This is a genomic window from Vibrio frigidus (assembly GCF_042465995.1).
Classification (GTDB): domain Bacteria; phylum Pseudomonadota; class Gammaproteobacteria; order Enterobacterales; family Vibrionaceae; genus Vibrio.
The window spans coordinates 446,465-466,906 of sequence record NZ_JBCDMC010000002.1 but is presented as its reverse complement, the minus strand read 5'-3'; the positions used below and the strand labels follow the sequence as shown (position 1 = coordinate 466,906).

General features: G+C 39.8%; 23 protein-coding genes and 1 tRNA gene. 16 read left to right on the top strand and 8 right to left on the bottom strand.

The annotated features are described in order from the left end of the window. The 6 genes from AACW90_RS05695 to deoC all read left to right on the top strand — a co-directional run. The coding region (locus AACW90_RS05695) for a 4Fe-4S dicluster domain-containing protein (protein ID WP_390232040.1) at nucleotides 1-413 on the top strand (413 nt) is incomplete at its 5' end. Between the two features lie 2 nt (nucleotides 414-415). Next, complete coding sequence (gene frdC / locus AACW90_RS05690) at nucleotides 416-799, top strand: fumarate reductase subunit FrdC (protein WP_195704022.1); 384 nt, start codon at nucleotides 416-418, stop codon at nucleotides 797-799. A gap of 10 nt (nucleotides 800-809) precedes the next feature. Further along, complete coding sequence (gene frdD / locus AACW90_RS05685) at nucleotides 810-1,172, top strand: fumarate reductase subunit FrdD (RefSeq protein WP_390232035.1); 363 nt, start codon at nucleotides 810-812, stop codon at nucleotides 1,170-1,172. Nucleotides 1,173-1,628: 456 nt separating this feature from the next. After that, nucleotides 1,629-3,374: an ABC-F family ATP-binding cassette domain-containing protein gene (locus tag AACW90_RS05680; protein WP_390232032.1), complete on the top strand. Its 1,746-nt coding sequence runs from the start codon at nucleotides 1,629-1,631 to the stop codon at nucleotides 3,372-3,374. Nucleotides 3,375-3,460: 86 nt separating this feature from the next. Continuing rightward, the gene (locus AACW90_RS05675) at nucleotides 3,461-4,066 is read left to right on the top strand and encodes a GNAT family N-acetyltransferase (protein ID WP_390232029.1); all 606 of its coding nucleotides are present in this window, start codon (nucleotides 3,461-3,463) and stop codon (nucleotides 4,064-4,066) included. Nucleotides 4,067-4,444: 378 nt separating this feature from the next. Further along, nucleotides 4,445-5,224, top strand: coding sequence for a deoxyribose-phosphate aldolase (deoC, locus tag AACW90_RS05670; RefSeq protein WP_390232026.1), 780 nt, complete (start codon nucleotides 4,445-4,447; stop codon nucleotides 5,222-5,224). Nucleotides 5,225-5,303: 79 nt separating this feature from the next. Here the strand turns inward: deoC and AACW90_RS05665 are convergent, their stop codons facing one another. The 3 genes from AACW90_RS05665 to AACW90_RS05655 all read right to left on the bottom strand — a co-directional run bounded on the left by AACW90_RS05665 (nucleotide 5,304) and on the right by AACW90_RS05655 (nucleotide 7,734). Beyond that, a complete protein-coding gene (locus AACW90_RS05665; RefSeq protein WP_390232023.1) occupies nucleotides 5,304-6,545 on the bottom strand; it encodes a cysteine desulfurase-like protein in 1,242 nt (413 codons plus the stop codon). Then, nucleotides 6,523-7,161 (bottom strand): 2OG-Fe dioxygenase family protein, encoded by a 639-nt coding sequence (locus tag AACW90_RS05660; RefSeq protein ID WP_390232020.1) that lies wholly within the window; start codon nucleotides 7,159-7,161, stop codon nucleotides 6,523-6,525. Before AACW90_RS05660 ends, AACW90_RS05665 begins: the two co-directional genes overlap by 23 nt. Nucleotides 7,162-7,524: 363 nt before the next feature. Then, nucleotides 7,525-7,734, bottom strand: a complete 210-nt coding sequence (locus AACW90_RS05655; RefSeq protein WP_390232017.1) for a DUF2798 domain-containing protein — start codon at nucleotides 7,732-7,734, stop codon at nucleotides 7,525-7,527. Nucleotides 7,735-7,844: 110 nt separating this feature from the next. Here AACW90_RS05655 and AACW90_RS05650 point away from each other — a divergent pair, with 110 nt between their 5' ends. After that, nucleotides 7,845-8,729, top strand: a complete 885-nt coding sequence (locus AACW90_RS05650; RefSeq protein ID WP_390232014.1) for a LysR family transcriptional regulator — start codon at nucleotides 7,845-7,847, stop codon at nucleotides 8,727-8,729. 137 nt (nucleotides 8,730-8,866) lie between these two features. Beyond that, a complete protein-coding gene (locus AACW90_RS05645; protein WP_390232079.1) occupies nucleotides 8,867-9,205 on the top strand; it encodes a tyrosine-type recombinase/integrase in 339 nt (112 codons plus the stop codon). Nucleotides 9,206-9,607: 402 nt separating this feature from the next. On the opposite strand, the gene AACW90_RS05640 is transcribed toward AACW90_RS05645, so the two are convergent. From AACW90_RS05640 to AACW90_RS05620, 5 genes are all read right to left on the bottom strand, one after another. Then, the gene (locus tag AACW90_RS05640; protein ID WP_390232011.1) at nucleotides 9,608-11,257 is read right to left on the bottom strand and encodes a glycosyltransferase family protein; all 1,650 of its coding nucleotides are present in this window, start codon (nucleotides 11,255-11,257) and stop codon (nucleotides 9,608-9,610) included. After that, on the bottom strand, nucleotides 11,254-11,841 hold the full coding sequence (locus tag AACW90_RS05635) for a class I SAM-dependent methyltransferase (RefSeq protein WP_390232076.1): 588 nt from the start codon (nucleotides 11,839-11,841) through the stop codon (nucleotides 11,254-11,256). The genes AACW90_RS05640 and AACW90_RS05635 overlap by 4 nt, the downstream gene beginning before the upstream one ends. A gap of 151 nt (nucleotides 11,842-11,992) precedes the next feature. Then, nucleotides 11,993-12,361 (bottom strand): GtrA family protein, encoded by a 369-nt coding sequence (locus tag AACW90_RS05630; RefSeq protein WP_390232008.1) that lies wholly within the window; start codon nucleotides 12,359-12,361, stop codon nucleotides 11,993-11,995. After that, entirely contained in the window at nucleotides 12,348-13,298 is a 951-nt protein-coding gene (locus AACW90_RS05625; protein WP_390232005.1) for a glycosyltransferase family 2 protein, read from the bottom strand. The genes AACW90_RS05630 and AACW90_RS05625 overlap by 14 nt, the downstream gene beginning before the upstream one ends. Nucleotides 13,299-13,313: 15 nt before the next feature. Continuing rightward, a complete protein-coding gene (locus tag AACW90_RS05620; RefSeq protein WP_390232002.1) occupies nucleotides 13,314-14,486 on the bottom strand; it encodes a glycosyltransferase family 4 protein in 1,173 nt (390 codons plus the stop codon). A gap of 617 nt (nucleotides 14,487-15,103) precedes the next feature. Between AACW90_RS05620 and AACW90_RS05615 the strand changes: the two genes are divergently transcribed. From AACW90_RS05615 to tnpA, 8 genes are all read left to right on the top strand, one after another. Further along, a complete protein-coding gene (locus tag AACW90_RS05615) occupies nucleotides 15,104-15,316 on the top strand; it encodes a helix-turn-helix domain-containing protein (RefSeq protein WP_390231999.1) in 213 nt (70 codons plus the stop codon). Nucleotides 15,317-15,333: 17 nt separating this feature from the next. Then, nucleotides 15,334-15,678 (top strand): hypothetical protein, encoded by a 345-nt coding sequence (locus AACW90_RS05610; protein ID WP_390231996.1) that lies wholly within the window; start codon nucleotides 15,334-15,336, stop codon nucleotides 15,676-15,678. 36 nt (nucleotides 15,679-15,714) lie between these two features. Continuing rightward, nucleotides 15,715-15,870 (top strand): hypothetical protein, encoded by a 156-nt coding sequence (locus tag AACW90_RS05605; RefSeq protein WP_390231993.1) that lies wholly within the window; start codon nucleotides 15,715-15,717, stop codon nucleotides 15,868-15,870. 615 nt (nucleotides 15,871-16,485) lie between these two features. Then, a tRNA-Arg gene (locus tag AACW90_RS05600) sits at nucleotides 16,486-16,562 on the top strand. A 680-nt stretch (nucleotides 16,563-17,242) separates the two neighbouring features. Continuing rightward, nucleotides 17,243-18,133, top strand: a complete 891-nt coding sequence (locus AACW90_RS05595; RefSeq protein WP_390231990.1) for a hypothetical protein — start codon at nucleotides 17,243-17,245, stop codon at nucleotides 18,131-18,133. A gap of 162 nt (nucleotides 18,134-18,295) precedes the next feature. Further along, nucleotides 18,296-19,078, top strand: coding sequence for a hypothetical protein (locus AACW90_RS05590; RefSeq protein ID WP_390231987.1), 783 nt, complete (start codon nucleotides 18,296-18,298; stop codon nucleotides 19,076-19,078). 314 nt (nucleotides 19,079-19,392) lie between these two features. Continuing rightward, nucleotides 19,393-19,911 carry a hypothetical protein gene (locus AACW90_RS05585; protein ID WP_390231984.1) on the top strand — a complete coding sequence of 173 codons (519 nt, stop codon included), beginning with the start codon at nucleotides 19,393-19,395 and terminating at the stop codon, nucleotides 19,909-19,911. Between the two features lie 146 nt (nucleotides 19,912-20,057). Continuing rightward, nucleotides 20,058-20,363: an IS66 family insertion sequence element accessory protein TnpA gene (gene tnpA, locus AACW90_RS05580; RefSeq protein ID WP_390231981.1), complete on the top strand. Its 306-nt coding sequence runs from the start codon at nucleotides 20,058-20,060 to the stop codon at nucleotides 20,361-20,363. Nucleotides 20,364-20,442 lie beyond the last annotated feature (79 nt).

Below are 20,442 nucleotides of genomic sequence, written 5' to 3'. Positions count from 1 at the left end.
TCATTGAACGTCTTGAAGCACTTAAGCCTTATATTATCGGTAATGACCGCACACCGGAAGATGGTCCAAACAACCAAACACCACAGCAAATGGCAAAATATAAGCAGTTTGCTGCTTGTATCAACTGTGGCCTTTGTTACGCCGCTTGTCCTCAGTTTGGTCTGAACCCAGAGTTCCTTGGTCCTGCGGCCATCGCACTTGCTCACCGCTATAACTTAGATAGCCGTGACAATGGTAAAGAAGAGCGCATGGAACTGCTTAACGGTGACAATGGCGTGTGGGGCTGTACGTTTGTCGGCTTCTGCTCTGATGTTTGTCCGAAGAGTGTTGATCCTGCTGCGGCAGTAAACCAAGGTAAAGTTGAGTCTTCTAAAGACTTTGTGATTGCTATGCTTAAACCTCAGGAGAACTAAGGATGAGTAACCGTAAACCTTACGTTCGCGAAATGAAAGCAACATGGTGGCAGAAGAGCAATTTCTACCGCATGTACATGATCCGTGAAGCGACTGTATTACCCATTATATTTTTTACACTGTGCCTAACTTTCGGGCTAGGCAGCTTAGTTAAGGGCCCCGAATCATGGGACGCTTGGCTAACCTTTATGGCGAACCCTGTTGTCGTGGCGATCAATATCGTCTCGTTAGCCGGGAGCCTGTACCACGCACACACATTCTTTACGATGTTCCCACAAGTGATGCCGATTCGATTGAAAGGCAAACTCGTAGACACGAAGATTATTGTGCTTGGTCAGTGGGCAGCCGTTGCGGCTATCTCATTAATCGTACTCATCATCGTATAAGGAGCTCATTGTGGTTAATAAACATCCAAAACGTTCAGACGAGCCCGTATGGTGGGGTCTATTTGGTGCCGGTGGTACCTGGTTTGCCATGATCACCCCCATTACCGTATTGGTGATAGGTATCCTTGCGCCCCTCGGTATTATTGATGCAGAAGCGATGAGCTATGAGCGCGTTGCCGATTTTGCAACCAGCTTTATTGGTGCTCTCTTTATCATTGGAACGCTCGCCCTTCCAATGTGGCATGCCATGCACCGTGTTCACCACGGTATGCACGACTTAAAACTGCACACTGGTGTGGTTGGTAAGATTGTTTGCTATTCGATTGCTAGCTCTATTACCGTACTGTCTATTGTACTGATCTTCATGATCTAACTGTGCCTTCAAGCCTTAACTGACAATCTTTAAACATGTTAGTTAAGGCTGGCAAACGGTTTCTGTAATCACAAAGCTAATGGGTATGCAAAAATACCGCGTATGTCCGCCCAACAGGCCACCATTAAACTGCATAGTAAGTATGTATTTTCTGATCTAAATCTCTTTACAATGTTCAAAGCGACGATAAAATGCGTATCATTGAATAATCGAAAGTGGTTACATTTTCACGACTAAACTAAGGAGGTAATTATGTCATTGTGGTGTTCGATCAACCCACGCTTATTTGGCATGAAGGCTCGCTCAAGAGTTATTGATATCGCGTTGCGATAATCTCGACTTGAGCGAATAATTACCTTCGACGAATAACGTCATCCGAGTACTTTCCCTCAAGCTCGAAGAATTATTGTCAACCCTGACAGTGAGGCTTTATGCCCCAAATTCTTGAGAAAAAATATGAGTACTTTTTTAACAGCACAATCCTTAACCCTTTCCTACACGTCCACCGCTCTGTTCAAAGAGCTAACTTTCGCCATAAATCGCGGTAATAAAATTGGCCTTATTGGTCATAACGGCTGTGGAAAAAGTTCATTGCTCAAACTGCTTAGTGAGCAATATGAACCAAGTGAAGGGCATATCGCTAAGGCAAAACAATGCCTGATTAGTTATGTTGAACAGCAAATTCCAAACGAATTGCAGTCCAAAACAGTGCTTGATGCACTGGTTGAAACACTTGCCGAAGATGACTACTGGCGTGCGGAGCTTCTTTTATCCGAATTATCTTTTTCTGAATCCGATTGGCAAATACCAGTATCGAATTGCAGTGGTGGTCAGCAAATGCGACTTCTACTGGCCAGAGCTATCATTACTGAACCTGATTTATTATTGCTCGATGAACCAAGCAACCATTTAGATCTCCCTTCACTCCTGTGGTTAGAACAGTTTCTGTCACAATGGAAGGGTTCTTTCGTGTTGGTTTCTCACGATCAAACCCTGCTAGACGCCGTGACCAATATAACGTGGGTTCTACGCGATCAATCGCTTCATCATTTTGACCTGCCTTGTTCGCAAGCAAGAAAAGCGCTGAAAGACAAAGATGATCAAGACAAAGCTCGTCACCTTAATGAACAAAGAGAAATCAACCGCATAGAAAAAAGCGCTAAGCGACTAGCCGTCTGGGGTAAGGTTTACGACAATGAAGACTTGGCTCGAAAAGCCAAAACCATGTATGCCAGAAAAGAGCGCTTAGAAGAGGAACAAACCGAACTTAGTGAAGGCTCGCCTTGGCGTTTGCAACTGCAAGGAGACGCTTTACCAGCGAACCGTTTAATGGAAGTCGCCCCTTGTACAATCAAGCCACCGCAAAGTAATTTAACGCTCTTTGATATGGCAGAGATACGCATTAAAAGTGGAGACAGAATAGCCGTTTTGGGCAGCAACGGCTGTGGTAAATCCACGTTACTAAACCTTTTGCATCGGCTCTACCTGCTAAAAGAAGGCCAGACAGAATTAACTCTAGAAAGCACTGAGTGGCCTGTGACCTTCCATGACCGCTGTCGCTTAGGTTATTACGACCAGTCGTTAGAGCAACTTGATGATCTAGACACGCTGAGTGACGCACTATGCAGGTTTGCTTTAATCAGTAATGAGCAAAGCAAACGAGCCTTAATCAGTGCGGGCTTCGAATATGCTAGACACGGTCAGAATGTCGCATCGCTCAGTGGGGGAGAAAGAGCCAGATTACTGTTTATCGGACTTACTCTAGCAAGGTATCACTTATTATTTCTTGATGAACCTACCAACCATTTAGACATGGATGGGAAAGAGGAGCTTATTGAAACACTCAACCAGTTTGAAGGGGCAACGGTGCTGGTAAGCCACGATCGCAGCTTAATTGAACAAAGTTGTAATCGATTCTGGCTTATTCAAAATGGAATTCTCACTGAATACCTGTCTGTGGAAGAGGTATACCTGAGAATGACAGAGCAGCCAGAACACCCAATGGACAACAGCGTTTCGATAACGACAGAAGAATCCTTTTCTTCAAATGAGGTTTTATCTGGAGAAGACCAGCTATTGGCGTATTTGATAAAGCTAGAGTCACTGCTTGATGAAGATTTGCAACGAAGACCCAAACACCAAAAGCCAAGCTTGCAACAGCATTGGCGAGAGGAAATTGATAAGATTAGCCGCCAAATTTAGGTAAATCCTACGGCCCCCTTTATTATCAAACTCGTGATAAAAGTCGAGTAGGGGGCCAAGTATCAACCTTTTGTAGAAGCTATAATATGAACAATTTATATAGTTATGCATCTGTCATATATGGTGAAGCTAACGATTTTAATTTGGTTAGCAACGATTATTTGGATAAATTGTACGAAGATCAGGGTGTAATAAAAAGGATTAGGCAAAAAGTGGACTTAGAATTACGAAAAATCACTCACGATACCTTCTATCAGATCTGTCAGTTAGAAGTCGCTCCCGATCAGGTGAATCATGTTGATAGCAATGCCATTTCTTTAGCGGAAGCTAATTTTATGGAATTTCCTTGGTATCGAGGTATTTACGTGGATGGGTTGCCAGTGGGTTTTATTCTCGTTGATGCCAATATCCAATCTGGTAAGTGTTCACTCTGGAGGTTGATGCTTGATAAATGCTATCAATCTAAAGGCTACGGTATTAATGCATTGCACGAGTTGACGTCTCAGTTGCAAACTGAATTTGGTATCGCTAGCCTTTATACAAGTGTTGTTCCTGCTAAAAATGGCCCCATTGAATTTTATCAGAAGTGCGGATTCGAACGGACAGGCTTATTCGTTGAAGGGCGGGAGGTAGAATTGTGTCTGTCCATTCAGTCCATACATAATCAACAAATTGAGAATAACGAGCGATGAATCACGTACATTTTAAAAGCAGATTTGAAGTTCGAACGGAGCTTATTGGCTCAGCCAGTCATTTCGGTTAATCGAAATTAGTGAGGATGTAATCCGTCATTCTATTGAAAAGGTAATGTAATCAAAACGTATTGAAGCACACTATATTTTTGCCCTCGAAACAACACTTTCTATCCCCGACACGCCATATAATAGTACTCCATGCCCTGTCTGTTATACCTAATATATCAATTTTTGTATCTATTATAGTTTTCTAATTGTTTTTATAATCGCTCCACTTGAATGATGATCCGAAGATGAATTGATCTCTTGGGTATTGTATCGATTTTATATTAACCGCCCGATATTTTATAAAACAAAACCTAATAGGAAACAACGATGAGCGACTTAAAAACAGTAGCACTGCGCGCACTTAAATTAATGGATTTGACCACTTTGAACGATGATGACACGGATGAAAATATAATCGAATTGTGCAAGAAGGCTAAAACAAGGGCTGGGAATACAGCCGCGATTTGTATCTACCCTCGTTTTGTTCCTGCAGCTAAAAAACAATTACTTTTACAAGGTACGCCAGACATTCGCGTTGTCACCGTGACAAATTTTCCTCATGGGAACGAGGATATTGATATTGCGGTTGCGGAAACTAAAGCGGCGATAATGTACGGTGCTGATGATGTCGATGTCGTGTTTCCATACCGTGCGCTGATAGACGGAAACGAGAAGGTAGGCTTTGAGCTTGTCAGGCAGTGCAAAGCCATTTGTGGTGACGTTCTTTTGAAGGTGATTATCGAATCTGGTGAGCTGAAAACCAATGCGCTGATCAGAAAAGCGACTGCGATCTCTATCATGGCAGGCGCTGATATCATCAAAACATCGACCGGTAAAGTACCTGTTAACGCCACCCCAGAAGCTGCCGAGATTATACTATCGGTCATCAAAGAGATGGGTGTTGAAAAAACGGTTGGCTTCAAGGCTTCTGGTGGAGTGCAGACCACAGAAGAAGCAAAAATATACCTAGATATGGTTGATGGTATTTTTGGTGCTGGTTGGGCTGACGATAATATGCACTACCGTTTTGGTGCCTCTAGCTTACTTGTAAATCTACTTCATACGTTAGAGGAGGGTGAGAAAGGTGTTGGAGGGGCGGGTTACTAGGTGTATCTTTTATTGCCCTTATCTTTTATCGGTAGCGGAAAATAAATAAAGCCACCTTAGATGGCTTTATTATTGCTCTTTACAACACGCTACTCAGCGCGCTGAAGAATCGGTCTATTTCTTCTTTCGTATTGTAGTGCATCAACCCGACCCGGAGTATTCCACCTTTTTGAGTCACACCGAGCGCATCGGTTAACCTGTCTGCGTAGAGGTGACCGCTCCAGGTGTATATTTCATGCTCACCCAAATGCGTCGCAACTTCGCTTGGGTCGATATCGCCAAAACGAAGAGCGAATGTGGCGGTTCGATTATTTGTTGTAGGGTGACCAAAAAGCTCGATAATCGGAAATTCTTTTAAACGGGCCAAAAAGTAAGTGGTGAGTGACAATTCATATTGGTGAATATTACTGTAGGCTGACTCTAGCTTTGATCTAAGCGTATCGCCTTCGCCCAAGGAGGCTAAATATTCGATAGTTTTAGAGAATGCTGAAAGTGCCTCAAAATTTAGCGTCCCAGTTTCCCAGCAATTCGGAGCGTAGGTTGGCGCAGGCTCAACCTTGTATGGTTGGTATTTCTCTAGCAGTGCTTTACGACCATATAAAACGCCCAAATGCGGTCCATAAAATTTATACGCTGAACCGACAACAAAATCAGCATCTAACTGGCGTACGTTAAGTATTTGATGTGGCAGAAGATGGACTGCGTCGATAAATGCGACACTGCCATTCGCTTTAGTCAGTTCAATGACCTTTTTAATATCGACAATTGTGCCCGATAGATTACTCGCGGCAGTAACTGCGACAAGACGGGTTTTTTCATTAAGCAGAGACTGAAATATGTCTAAGTCCAGGTTACAGCTGGCATCTTTGATGGGCACATAGTGCACTTTTACGCCTTTGTCTTTAGCGGCCATCGCCCATGAAGAGCGATTTGCACCGTGGTCAGCGTCACTGAGAATAATCTCATCGCCGGGTTGCCAATCTTGACTCACCGCTCGACTAAAATGGAAAGTCATACTCGTCATATTCGCGCCAAACACGATTTCATCTTCTGATGCTGCGCCAAACAGAGCCGCTGCTTCTTTTCTGCAATTATCCACCAGACTTACGGTGCTTTCGCTGACAAAAAATTGGCCACCGAGGTTCGAATTACCACAGCTCAAATAATCGCCAAAGCCTTCGATCACCGATTGTGGTAACTGTGTTCCTCCGGGTCCATCGAAAAACACGGGTGACCGACCATTATTTAGTGCCTTTAACGCGGGGAATTGGTCACGCAAGCTCATTACACTGTTTTGATTAAGCGGTAAATACGAAGACATCACGCACTCCTTTTTCGCCCGCTTCACTTGAGAGGGTCTCAGAAATATGGTGGAAAAACCTAGAGTCATTCAGGATAACAAACTGGTTCTCTTCCAGAACGGTATTTAAATGTGGGTGCTGCTCGACGGGAGAAACAAAGATCTGTGTAAAGCCGCCAGCGATATTCTTCCGTTGCACACAGAAAATACCAACAAAGCGGTAACCGTCTTGGTGGATTCCCTCCGGTGCAGGCGCGCTTGTAGCGTTAGATTTACACGTGACTCGAATTTGGTGAACATGGACGACAGAATTATCTTTATCTGTCCCTGTTCGCTGCATGAAGGATTTAAGTATGTGCTGGAAACACGGTGTTTTCACCATCTCGTCATCCATTTCAGCGAAGTCTCGCTCTACATCACCAACAATTCGGTTAAAATCTGATGACTGGGTAAATGTGCTGTGAGGTAACCTCACTAGTCCTGTGTTTCCTGCTTTAAACTGTGCATAGGAGCGATAGCGGTGATCACTGTCTACGTACTTATCAGCCGGTAAATCGTCAAAGTAAGACGAAAGTTGAGGGGCAACATTTTCCGGAGTTTGAAAAACTTCTATAAGAAATTTATTTTCCATTTCCATGGTTTGTCCTTGTGTAGCTCATGCTTTATTTGGTTAACAAAAATTTAACAACGAGCTTATTATCTCGCGTATTAAGATTTTATCAATACATAAACCCAAGTACGTTGATATATTCTAGAATTAAAACCTGTCTAATCAAAAATTGAAACTAACAACCATAAAAAACCGTCAGATCAGGATGTAACACTACAATGATTTATTAATGCAACATCATTATGAGGTATTTATATAAAAACCAATCAATAAAACCATAAGAAAAAGTAAGCTTGTCGAAAACTAATTCAGCTCGAGATTTTGCTGTGAATTTAGTGACAAATAACATCAATGTCTTGACGACAATTTTTGCCGTCAAGGCATTGGACGCTATTCCAAAACTTTATACGTAATGCGTAATGCTATAGGCGAAAGAATAAATGAAATAATACCAGCAGCGGGCCACGCTAACAGAAATGCATTTCCCCACATGTCTAAAAATTCTGGCGTATACCCTAAGTTGATATACGTCACCCACAATGTCATCAATGAAGAAAGAAAAAATGACATTATTACAGTGAACAAAACACGCTGTTTCATACTAGATACCTTGATGGTGTTGATGATGGACGGCAAATACTATATTTTATAGCCATATATGAAATCTAGGCATTATTTTTGGTTCGTAAAACCCAAATATGGAATTGAGTATGTTTGATGATATTTCGTTATTTATAGCAGTAGTGGAAGCCGGCAGTTTAAAGTCAGCAAGTGAGATTTTAAAAGTTCCGTCATCTACCGTGAGTCGACGCATAAAAGCATTGGAAGTCGAATTTGGTTGTAAGTTATTGAATCGAAGTAGCCATCACTTTGAAATGACAAGAGAAGGCCATAAGCTGTTTGACAACGCATATTTCCATGTGAACTCAGTTGGCTCAATTATTAATGAAATTCAAGATGACATATCAGGGGATAAAGGCCTCATCAAGGTTATTGCACCAACAAACTTGGTTGCCAGTTGTTTACAAAGAAATATGTCTTGTTATTTGCATCAAAATCCAGAAATAGATCTGGAACTGGAGTTGAGTAATAGGCTTACTGAGTTCTATTCGTCCAACGCTGATTTTGCGATTAGAGTCGGTAAACAAAAAGATTCCGACCTTACCCAGCTCAAGTTAGGCCGAATTGAAACAATACTGGTTGCGAGCCCTTTATATATTGAATCCCTAAGCAAACTAGAAGACCCCCAAGATCTTGAGGGAGCAGACATAATTATCAGCAAACCGTTGACATCGTCGTTGGCGCTAATTGAGTGTTCAAACACAGATAATCGAGTAACCTTCAAGCCTAAAAAAAGAAGGATATTGGTCAATGATTTACAGGTTGCAAAGCAGTTTTCAACCAATGGGTTAGGTATCACATTGTTACCATCAACGGAAATAAAAGAGGAGCTCAAAAATCAACAATTGGTGCGAATTCTACCAAATTGGCAAGGCATAGATAGAGATGTGTATGCCGTTTGGTATCGAAGACAGCTATTGAGTTCCAGAGCGTCGAAGTTTATTGATTACTTGAAAATGAATGTTGAATTTTAAATTGGGTGTTTGTAATTGGCGCTAAATCTTAATGTCATTGAGCTTATGGAATTCCTCACTTAGAACAATTGATCCAGAAATAGTGACATCCATGAGATGCAGTTCGTTCGGATTGGGATAGGGCTAAAGAGGAAGATATATACAGCGATTGTGTCTTGATGTTGCTTCTAACAGAGCAAAGAAAGTTTTGTGTGTTATCTATGCGGTGGGATGAGATTAATACCGTGAATCAAACGTGGATTATCCCTACGTCTAAGATTAAAAGTAAAAAGCCGCATGTGGTTTCGCTATCAATAGAGTCCATGAAGATCCTTAATCGTCGTTCTAAAAATGCACAATCGGGTGATGAGTTCGTATTTCCGAATAGGCGTTCACATAGTGGTCATATTGCAGAGAAGTCGGGAGAGGGGAGTTTCTGGCGAAGAATCATTAAAAAGATGGGGAAGAGCCGAAAGTTGTCATCAAGGAATGGGTAAGCAGAACACCGATAGTTTCTGAGCTACTGAGAGGAGAGGTCATATTGAAAAAGTGGCGAAATTAGATAGCTTTGAAATTAAAGTATGAAGGCCTGATTTTTATTCAATATTCAATATAGTAGAGTGGCTAGCGAAAGCTATCACGCATTTATGCCCCTGCGAGATTTTCAACGGGTAGATTTTAGTTAGCGGTAGGTTTTCTTGTATCAAAGGATTTCTACGGACACCTGTTTTCTCCCAAAACCTTTTAAAAGTAGCATTTATAACAAGTAACATATACCCGCATAATCATTCATGTTTGATATGATAATTAACTCCAAACTGGGTGAGAAATTTTGGAAAATTCCGTTGTTTCGATAAAAGTAGAATCACGTTGAGTATGAAAAAGTGAAGTGTAGATAATTATGGTATAAATAAGTAAGGTCGACCGTCAATATTACTTTGGCTAAGTGTTGTTATTGCATCAATAGGAAAACTCCAATGCAGAGTACAGCTCCCTTTTTCTGTCATCAAAACGTGCGATCCTTTGTCAAGCCAAAGCTTCTCTCCAACAGCTACCTCACTACCATCAATAAAGCATGATTCTGTTTTGTCACTTTCAATGACGTACCAACCTGAACGTAGCAATTTTCCTTTAACACTTGATTCAGTCAATAATCCCAAAGTTAACAGTGAAGGTGCAATTGAAACATAGTGTTGATATAGTTGATGATGATCGTTTTCAAGTAACCAGCTTGGTACCCGATAGTTTTCAATTACGAGTATCGGTTTTACTTCCTGTAGCTGATCCCACACGTTGTAGTTACCACCATGATAGTTTTCAATCTTTATAGCAGAAGTTCGCCAGTGATAAGTTGACGGTCGGAATAGTCCTATGCCTTCAAATGCAAATACAGCGTCGTCTTTCTGTGTTTGTTGTTCTATAAAGGTTTGTAATGCGATTTGGTGCTCGTTACTGTGCCGAATTGGGTATTGACCAGCCCGAACAAGTAAAATAACAAATACTGCAATATAAAAGCTCACTCTAGCCTTCGTCCATTTCTCCGTTGAAGTAACAGCATATTGCACAGAAAAAGCAACAAACAAAGCAACCAAAGGATAGAGTGTAACTAAGTTGTAAGCATGATAATGCGGATTGGCAGCAATGGATAAAACTACTAATAGAAATACAACAATAAGACATTGTCGTTGTATCGAAGAAAGCGTTCTCCTCTCAATTATCGAAATACGCATTCCAGTAAGAACGAGTAACCAGAATAGTATATCTCGAATGAAATACTGTACAAGCACATTAAACTTAAGCGAATTTCCATCGCTGTTGTGCGTGCTTGAATAAAAAAATAAATCGCGAGTGGTATCGAAAAACAGATTTAAAGAAGGTAACCCGATTGTTGCTGTAGATAACACTGCACATAGAGCAACACCACTCAGCAACGCGCAAAAATCAATTATCAATGCTCGTATGGACCACTTTTCGCTTAATCGAGCCAATTCATAAACCCCAATCACTGCACAAATCAAGATTGCCTTAAATTTGAACAGTATTGCTAAGGCAAGAAAAAATCCGGCCCAAAACATTTTTTTAGCGTCACTATTACGCTGAACATAAAGAATAATGATTGTTTGGAGCCAGAGAAAGAGAATGATGAGGTCTGGGCGAAGGTCTATCCCACGAGCTATCATTGCAGATGAAGAAAAAAGCAAAAGTAACGTTGTGAGTGCTATGTTTATAGAAAAGAAATAACGAATGAGCACATAAACTTGGCAACTAATGGCACATAGCACTAAGAGAAAAACAGAACGAAATACATAAACAATTTCAAATTGTTCGCCAATCAGATAGTAAATCGGTGCCATCCAGTCGAATAGTAACGTGTAGCTATCAACGTTAAAATCGACTTCTGGAACCTTTCCAGAGCTCATTAACCAAGTGGTATAAAGAGCCATGTAATCATCATTGACGAGAGCGACATTAAATACGATGTAAACATAGAGACCAAAAGACAGACACAAACCAAGGCAGAGTAATTTCCTTACTTCTATGCTATTCATATCTTCTTCAGCATCCAGATTTGTTTTGTTTTAAAAGCACTTGGCCAAACGGATTCCAACCACTTTAGAGGACGCATTAAGAAACCGGGAATAAAGTTGTAAACAACGCTAGGGAAAATGAGGATGGATTGAGTACATATAACTTTAAAACCATGGGCTTGAGCTAACTCATTAATGCTGTTTGTATCATTTGTATATATCTTTCCACCAAGTTGCTTAGAAAGTAGTTTAGTCCAAGTTCTAGGAGACCAATTTAAGCTATCAAAAATCAGATAACCCTTCGGCACGATTAAGCGTTCAAACTCAGAAAACAACCGCTCTTGGTCATCACAATGAAATAGAAAACGACTGGATAAAATGACGGAAAAATACCTATCAGAAAAAGTTATGTTGTAGATGTCTTGATTCGACAAAGTGATTTTTTTCGACAGTGGATTCAATTTGCACACAGATAGCATCTCACTAGAATAATCTGCCCCATAAATTCTGTTGAACCCAACTGAAGTAACGGTAGGAAACATTCTCCCAGTCCCACATGGGATATCCATCAACGAATCTTTCAAAGTGCACTTTTCAAGGAACAGAGAGAATAACTGCTCTTCAGACTGATGGACGAACAGCCCACCGATATTAGAAAAGCGTAATTTTTCATATTGCTTGACTGTATTGGTGTCACTATAGAAATCTTGTTTTTCTTGTCGGTTCGTTTTGATAATTCACCTCGATTTATTGTGATTATGAGCGAACTTGATTAAATACAATACACTTCATTAGTAGGTACATAATCGGGAAACGAATTAATACAACCAAAATCTGTGCAATAAGAACATCTATACCTGCCACACTTTTCAAAATATAGAGTAATAGCAAACTGAATGTTAACGATGCCACCATAATGATAAAAAACTTTAGAAACCTTTTCGTACTGACGTCAGCCGAAAAAGTGTACTTTGAGTTCATCATATAACTGAGCGCAGTCCCAGCAATAAAAGATAGAGCTGACGCCGCCAAGTAGTAGACATTAACGTAGAGCAGTCCACAAAATACAAGATAGCTAAAAGAGGTATTGAGTATACCGACCGAACCAAATTTAACTATTCTCATCGTTACGTTTTATGTTTTGGGTATATCTAACAATGTAGTCGGGCCTGTCTTGTCCTTGCTCAAAAATTCGCCCAACATAAGACCCAATTAAAGCAATAAAAAACAGCAGAACTCCAGAGAAAAAGATTTGGAAAAAAATAATAGATGTCCAACCATCAACTGCTGTTCCGTAGATAAACTTACTGAGGAACGCCTTGGTCAAGTAGATCAAGCTAAGAGACCACATTAAGGTCGAAATCATGAACATTAACTTTATGGGAAAGCGGGAGAAGTTAAGTACGGCATCAGAAGCCAACGCTATCATTTTAGCTAGCGAGTATTTTGTCTCACCAGCATGCCGACCATTGCGTTTGTATTGAACAATCGTTTGATTGAACCCAACAATGGCGAAGATCCCCCTCAAGTATTTATGTTTCTCACGAAAACTAGTGATGGCTTCTCGTACTGGTTTTGTAAACGCTCTAAACTCACCACAATCTTCAATCAAATTAGCTGAAGAAGCGAAAGATAAGAAGCGATAAAATAATTTTGCACTAATAATTTTAAAAGGTGTTTCATTACTTCTAGAAAGACGCTGTGCATGGACGATATCGAAGCCTTCACCAACCTTCTCTAAAAACTGCTCCATCAATTCAGGAGGATCTTGAAGATCAATGTCGATGGTTATATTAATGTCTCCTGTCGCCACTTCAATGCCTGCAAATAGGGCAGTTTGTTGCCCAACATTCGCAGCAAGGTGAACAATCACTAGTCGACGATCTTGCATCGCTAATTGATCTAAAATAGCAGCACTTTTGTCTTCACTTGCGTCATTAACTACCACAAACTCAAACATATACCGATCGTAACGTTCGGCAATACTACACAAACGGGCGTAGTACTCTTCAATCACAGATTCTTCATTAAAACACGGTGCTATAAAGCTAATCTTGTCCATAAGTTATACACTCTCTTATTCGAGGCCGAGTTTTTGGGAGTAACCAGAAATAAACCCTTCTAATGTGAAATTCTCTTTAAACTGTTTCAATTGGCTGTTGGATAAACGTTCGAGTCGGTTTTGATCAACGCACTGTTCTATCGCTCTAGCGCTAGCAGTCATATCTTTAATGTCAATTTTAATTGCGTTAGATTCAAACTGAATTATGTCAGTCAATTGCACAAATTCCGGAATAGCGATAGGTAAACCACAAGAAGCTGCTTCTACAATCAGATTGGGGGTCAGACTAGTTCCGATACAGGTTCTCAACGGCAAGATGAGTAAATCTGCTTTTGCCATCTCTAAAGCAACATTGATATCCGCCTTAAAGTGGATACATGTATCGAGATTACGTCCCCTCACCATTTTCTCAATGTTTTTTTGACTACCAAATCCACTTAGACAAAGCGTGAGATCAAAGTCTATGATATTGCGCTTTTTCAATGTTGCTGCTAATTCTATTAATACATCTAGCCCTTTTGAAGGCTTAGCATGCCCAATGTAAAGCAACGACATTTTGCTCGATTTATTTAAGACTTTTGGTGGCGTAAATCGTTTTGAGAAAACGCCATTCTGTACGAAGTGTATCAGAACGCTTGATTGAGACGCCAATTGCCGTTTTTGATATTGACTATGAACTATCGTTTGTTGAAAGTAGCGTAATAACCACCGATATAGTGGTGCAGTAATAAAAGAGTTAAACACCAATAAATGGAAATAACGAACCCAATTCCGAAGAAAAAATTTCCCATTAGACCTAAACTCTTCATAAGTCAGATATGACTGCCAAATGGATAACGTCGTTTGCTTATGATAACGAGATTTTAAAAAGAGAAATACAATCAGTAATTCTACTGGCGTGGCAATATGTATGTTCACTTTCGACATCGGTTTCAATTGAAGAAGTAGGTTAACTTCCTTACAAAGCCGAATGAGATTCAGAAGGCCTTCTATAAGGGATTCGTAACGGCTCTTCTTACGGAACGTGTGTTGATTTATTGCTACATGAGACTGAAATTCGATAGGTGAAACTGTGACTATTTGATGCCCATTTTCAGTTAAGCACTTAGCTAAGTTCACAAAGTTTTTACTCATCGCTTCTTTTTGGTCGCTTCGAAACCTAGCAATAGCTAAGATGACAAATTCCATTTAATTCTCCACCACTTACCTCACAATGTTAATATGATATCAAATTTAAGTGACCTAAAAGTCCTGGTAGACATAAAAAATTGGCTACATTGAGAGGTAACACATAAGTGAGACGTAACTAACTTTAAAGAGAAAGTGCTTAAAAGGTAACTGGGGTTTGCATGTTCTCCTGCAAATTTGAAAAAATAACTCTTATAACGTAAATTATTAGTGGAAGCTTTAGCCCTGTTTTGTGCTAATCAATCACCGCCAAAAACGGTAGTAGTTGACACTTGGGATGCGGAAAGTCACCTCGATGGTGATATCGTCCAAAGTTACTCACTAACAATGGTCCAAAACCTTGCTAGTGAGTAGAGTCTATTAGATGTTAGTAGCCTTGACTCTCTACAAACATTGTCAGTACAGTTACGAATCGTGACTATGCGAAAGCAACTTAAGATTGTTAAAAAACTTTTCATCCGATCCGTTCCTGGCTCTGCCCTTATACATGAAGCTACCAACCTAACCTGATTTTGCAGACCTTCAAAACCGTACCTCGGTATGAATTAGCGTATCAATTTTTCACGTTTACATTCCATATATCCACTTCGGATAAATACAATTTAAAGGAACTAAATATGAATAGTCTAAATCTATCAGGCAAATACTCAAACATGGTAAATCGAGAAAAAGCGGCAGAGTACCTAGGCGTTTCTGCGGGTACGTTAGCGGTTTGGGCAAGCACAGGGCGATACCAATTACCCTTTATAAAAATTGGTAGAAAGGTTTTGTATGCTATCGCTGATCTGGATGCATTTCTAGAAAACAGAACCGTCACTCAGACTTACTAAGCGATAAGGAATTCAATATGAACACTTTAGCGTTAGTAAACAGTCAAGGTTTAAAGCCAAAAAGGACTTTGCTTTTTCCAGATAAAAATGAGCAAGGACAGCCACTAGGTACGGCAGAAAACCTATTTAATCTGCTTGAGCATTTAAATATCAAGCCTGCGCAAAATTTGATGAACTTAGAGTTTGAATTATTTATCAACGGAGAACCATTGGCACAAAGTTATGATTCAAAGCGAAGCTTTTTGATCAGTGAGTGCTTAAAGGAAAATTTACCCAAAACTATCATCGACGGCCATCTATCTGCTCTTTGTGAACGAAATCCGTGTCATCCTGCACGTGATTATTTAGAAGGGCATCAATGAGATGGAAACTCTCGTGTTAAGCCGTTGATTGCGGCCATGAACGCAGTAGACCTAGAGATAGCCATGCTGAAATGGCTTATTGCGGTTATTGCCTGTTTGTATGATCAGTTTTTTTCTAACAAATTGGTACCAGTTCTACAAGGTGGTCAATCATTTATGAAAACCACCTTTATTAGCCTAGTCGCTGATTAACTATCTAGTTATAAGACAAAAACACCAAGTGGATCATACATTCTATATGAACTTATATTTATATGAACTTATATTTATATGAAATAGATTAGGCGTATTGCAAAGTGTTCTGGGACATCACACCTATTCGAAAAGTACCATGTGTTTTTATTTTCAGCTGGATTAATTGATTACTAGTTCTTAAACATGTCATCAGCACCACTGTGGCACCACAGAAAGAAGAGAGTTGGTTTAATTTTTTGATTTTAAAGAAATAAACAGAAGAAATGGTGTCCCCTACAGGATTCGAACCTGTGTCTAAGACTTAGGAGGAGTGAGTCATTTTTTGACAACTATAAATTAATCTTAATAATCAATTAATTATAATGATAGTTATAATTTCATAGTTTAGATGTAGTGCGTTTATTGAAAATTTAATATTAGTATTTACTTATAATGGGTGGTTTCTCATTTCAGCTAAAGAAATTTGTCGCCTATTATTTGATGAGTTTTGAGACTTGGCGTGCTCAAAGTTAAGGATAGTAAAAATAGGTATAGCTGAAAAAGTGGTCAAACGGGTTAAAGAGTCTATGAATTACTGGTAATGATACAACTATTTGGTATCATTGCGTCCGCGTCCCCATAGCTCAGCTGGATAGAGCGTCCCCCTCCTAAGGGGAAGGCCGTAGGTTCGACTCCTACTGGGGACACCATTTCTATTGTCAATATCTATATCATATAACTGGTAGTTAGCAACTCGATTTAGGGTAATCGCTGCTGCTGTCTATCGTAGCCGTTTTATGCCAATCATAGATTTGAGATTCGTATAATTAGAGTTATCTTGTAGCGATACCTACTTTCCCTGCTAGCTTCAGATCTTCGACTTTGAATTCAGCGCTAAATAGTCTTCTTTTAGGTTTTGATGACAAGTGCCTTTGGTATTTCAGGTATGGTTCGCGGTGAATACCTCAATATCTTTCTTTATAGTTGTTGCTGGAGCGTTTTCTGGTTTAAGAGTTTCTAGCCCTCCTATAGTCGCCCCTGCTCTTCTTTGAGGTGGAATATTAACCTGAATCGTAACTCCCCTCTCATAAAACTACAGCCGCTCCTTCGTTCAATAAAAAATCATGCTACATCAATGCTTTATTTCATACAATTACATTAAATAATGTGAAATGCATTGATTCAAGAGCAATTACTCTAATGTAGGTGTGCTTTATACTACATATGCGCAAGAGTGAATAATATGAGCCTATATAAAGTAACAAAGCACTCGATGGTTTTAATCATTACGCATCAACCATCAATTGCACTCAGTTAACGAGCTGCAATACACGTAGGCCACTTTAGGCACAACCGTTGTACTTAAATTATCTCTTAGAAGGAATTATCTTTGAAACAGTATCTAGTATTATTTTCTGGTGTCGCCATGTTATCAGGATGCCAGTTAACACCCAAAGCAGACGTGAACGAAACTTATAACATCCCTGAACCAATCGAAGTAAGTATTAGCATCGATAGCTCCGTACCATCATCCTATTTTCAACAAGAAATCAACAAAAGACTATCCAACAATGGAAAAACTTTTGTAAATACACGCTTTGTATCGAATGTTCCTAATTTACCTGCAATCTACACTACGCAAGGATATGAGCATGATTCCATTACTAACCCAAACTTCGCTAGATACGTCATAAGAACGACTTCTGATCAAAAGGTTGAAGGTGGATATGACCACAATTACCTGTTCTACAAAACTGAGGATGGTAACCACAAGTTCTACTTGAAGGCTGATACAATTGAGGGGGGAGGGTATGGATTTACAGACTCAAGTTCAAAATTAACCCAATTCTCGTTTTCAGAGCTTGAAAACCAGTTTAGAAAGAATCTCAATGAGCTTAACTATATAAGCTACACCAATGTTCAAGATAAAGTCGAAACCTATAATGGAACCTCCACACTAAAAAATGATGATGTTACAGCTTTCGCGAACATACAGCGTATTTACAAAGGTTCATACTTAAGCACAAATACCAAAACAGATTCTGAAAAAGGAGGGAGCTTTGTCGTCGGAAACACCAGGGTTGCATTCGTACTTTACCCCTATAAGAATGTCTCCAAACTTGAGTTTTCGTTTGAACAAAAATTTACGGAAACACAAAAATTCAATAGTTTCAACTCCGAAGATCCACTCTACGAGCAGAAGTACCCTCTCAAAACGACCTATGTAAACAATTTTGATAAGCCTATTATCAAAGAGTTTATGGCTGCGTTTAACAACTAAAAGTAATCAAGACTCCTGGAATGAACTACATGGGGGAGGTGAAGTGTATTGCTACCCCCCCCCCTCTAGGCTAATAATCGATGCAACAATCATCACTGGTTCATTATATCTTAAGTGGTATTTATTGCATTTAATGAAGCTTATATAAATAAGGAAGTTAATATGCCATTTCGAATAGTTGTAACTTTTCTTTCAATGATCATCATTACCTTATCCAGCCCCACTGTGGCAAATAGCTACCAACAGGGCAACTATCCTCGCTTTTCTAATGCCAAGTTATTTACCACAGGTGAAACAGTAAGCGGTAGACCCAACGTAGTGTTGTCAGCTATTGAAAATGGCACAAGCATAGATTTAGGTTCGACAGGTCGATTGTCTGGTGTAAAGCAATATCTATTCCCCTCTAAAAATTTTGGTTCTAATTACACAGTTGATAAGCTAGCGTCAACCTCCTTTACACGCTCAATATCGAATGTTGTCGGAGAGTTTGCTTGCGCAGAGTATCGTTTTAGGAATAGGTTACCCGAATCCGATGGATGTAATGGTTATGTGCATGACGACGGTAAGAAAGAAGGAATGCCATTTGTTTCGGGCCAATTTCAATCAAACCCGCTTGAAACGCATATTGATGATCAAGTAAATGGTATTAGCTTCACTACATACCTAAAAAGTGTAAACGATGTACCATTAAATTCTGCATTTGGCAGCGTACATGAAATGGGGGAGTTTTTTGGTAAGTTTGCAAACAAGAAATCAATAATACTAAGTGTAAACTTAGAGGCGTATTGGTGGAGCACTGACAAGCAAAGGACGAATCGAATCAATATCGAGCCTGAAGTGTACTTCATAGTACTACCTAAATCAGTTGATATTGCCAACCAAAGAGACCAAAACTCTGCAGCAAAATTTGCAATAGAAAACTCAAAGATATTAATCATTAAGTAAAAAGGCGAACATTTTACATACCGACCCTAGCAGATTATTGGGTGGGAATTTTAATGAAATATATAAAATCACTAGATAAAAAAACATTCAAGTTAGTCATACTGAAGCAAGCAAATATTAAGGACAGAAATATGAAATTCAAAAACATTGCCATAAGTGCAATTTGCGCAATCGCCTCAATGATAGTACCAAGTAATAATATCGCACAACGTATTGCTGAGATATTCGTTAAATGTAGCGAGCAAAGCTAACGCAATTCAACTTCCGCCTCACTATAAAACTAAAGTGCGTTGATTTGCACCAAAGGATTAACAATGAACGTAAAGACTCTCGTATTATTAGTTGGGTTACTTAGTTGCAGCATGGCTACGGCTAGTGACGAAACATACTTGAAGCTAGATATCCCCTTTAATCAATCTACGGATAGCAAATCTGAGGCTGAAGCGTGGGGAATGTGCGGCAGCGCTTATGCTTTCGGAATGTATCTTGTTCAAGGAAATGATAGCCTTGTGCAAAGATATGCTAGATCTAGTCGTGGGGCACGAATAGCAAGCATCATGTCTAACTTCAAGCGAAGTATGATTGAGCAAGGGATAGATGGAGCAGACATGCCAAATACAGACAGTGAGTTATGGAAAAAATCCCGAAAATTCGGCAATACCTTATTTGCAGACCAAACTTCTATATTAATGACTGATGCCCAAGTTGACCGAGAATCTCTCAATACTAAATTATTAAACACTTTGTCCCAATGTGATCAAAACGTAGATTCTCAAAATTATTATGTAAACTTCTGGCATTATTACGCCACTATTAGTCTATTAGCTGACTAGGAGGTGTTAACATTAAATCATGGAGTGAACCTGCGTTACTATTCCCTGCTCACTCGTATAAATCGTAAGCGGCACATGAACCCCGCATTCAATTTAGCTGACTGGCATCTTATGCTCTTAGCTCCACAAATTAAGGAGATAAGAGCATGGTTAATCGACGTAGTGTTCAGGAATGGCTGGGGCTATTACAGCAATACGAAAGCAGTGCTTTAACCCAGAAAGAATTTTGCCGACAGAACAAGCACAGCCTTTCTATTTTCTTTGCTAAACGATTCTCCCTGCAATTTACAGACGACTGTCGTCAGGGTGGTTTTGTTCGGACAGAAGTTATGGAGAAAACTACCCATTTCCAAGTTGCTCAACCCGCACTGGCGAATATGACGCTCAATTTTAACGACGTCAAGTTGAGCGCACCCGAGGTTTACTTCTATCGGGAGAGCGTGGATTTTTGAAAGTCCATTAACGGTCTTGCCGCCTTTATCGAAAATGAAACTGACCTATCGCTTAGCACAGGCGCATTGTTACTTTTTA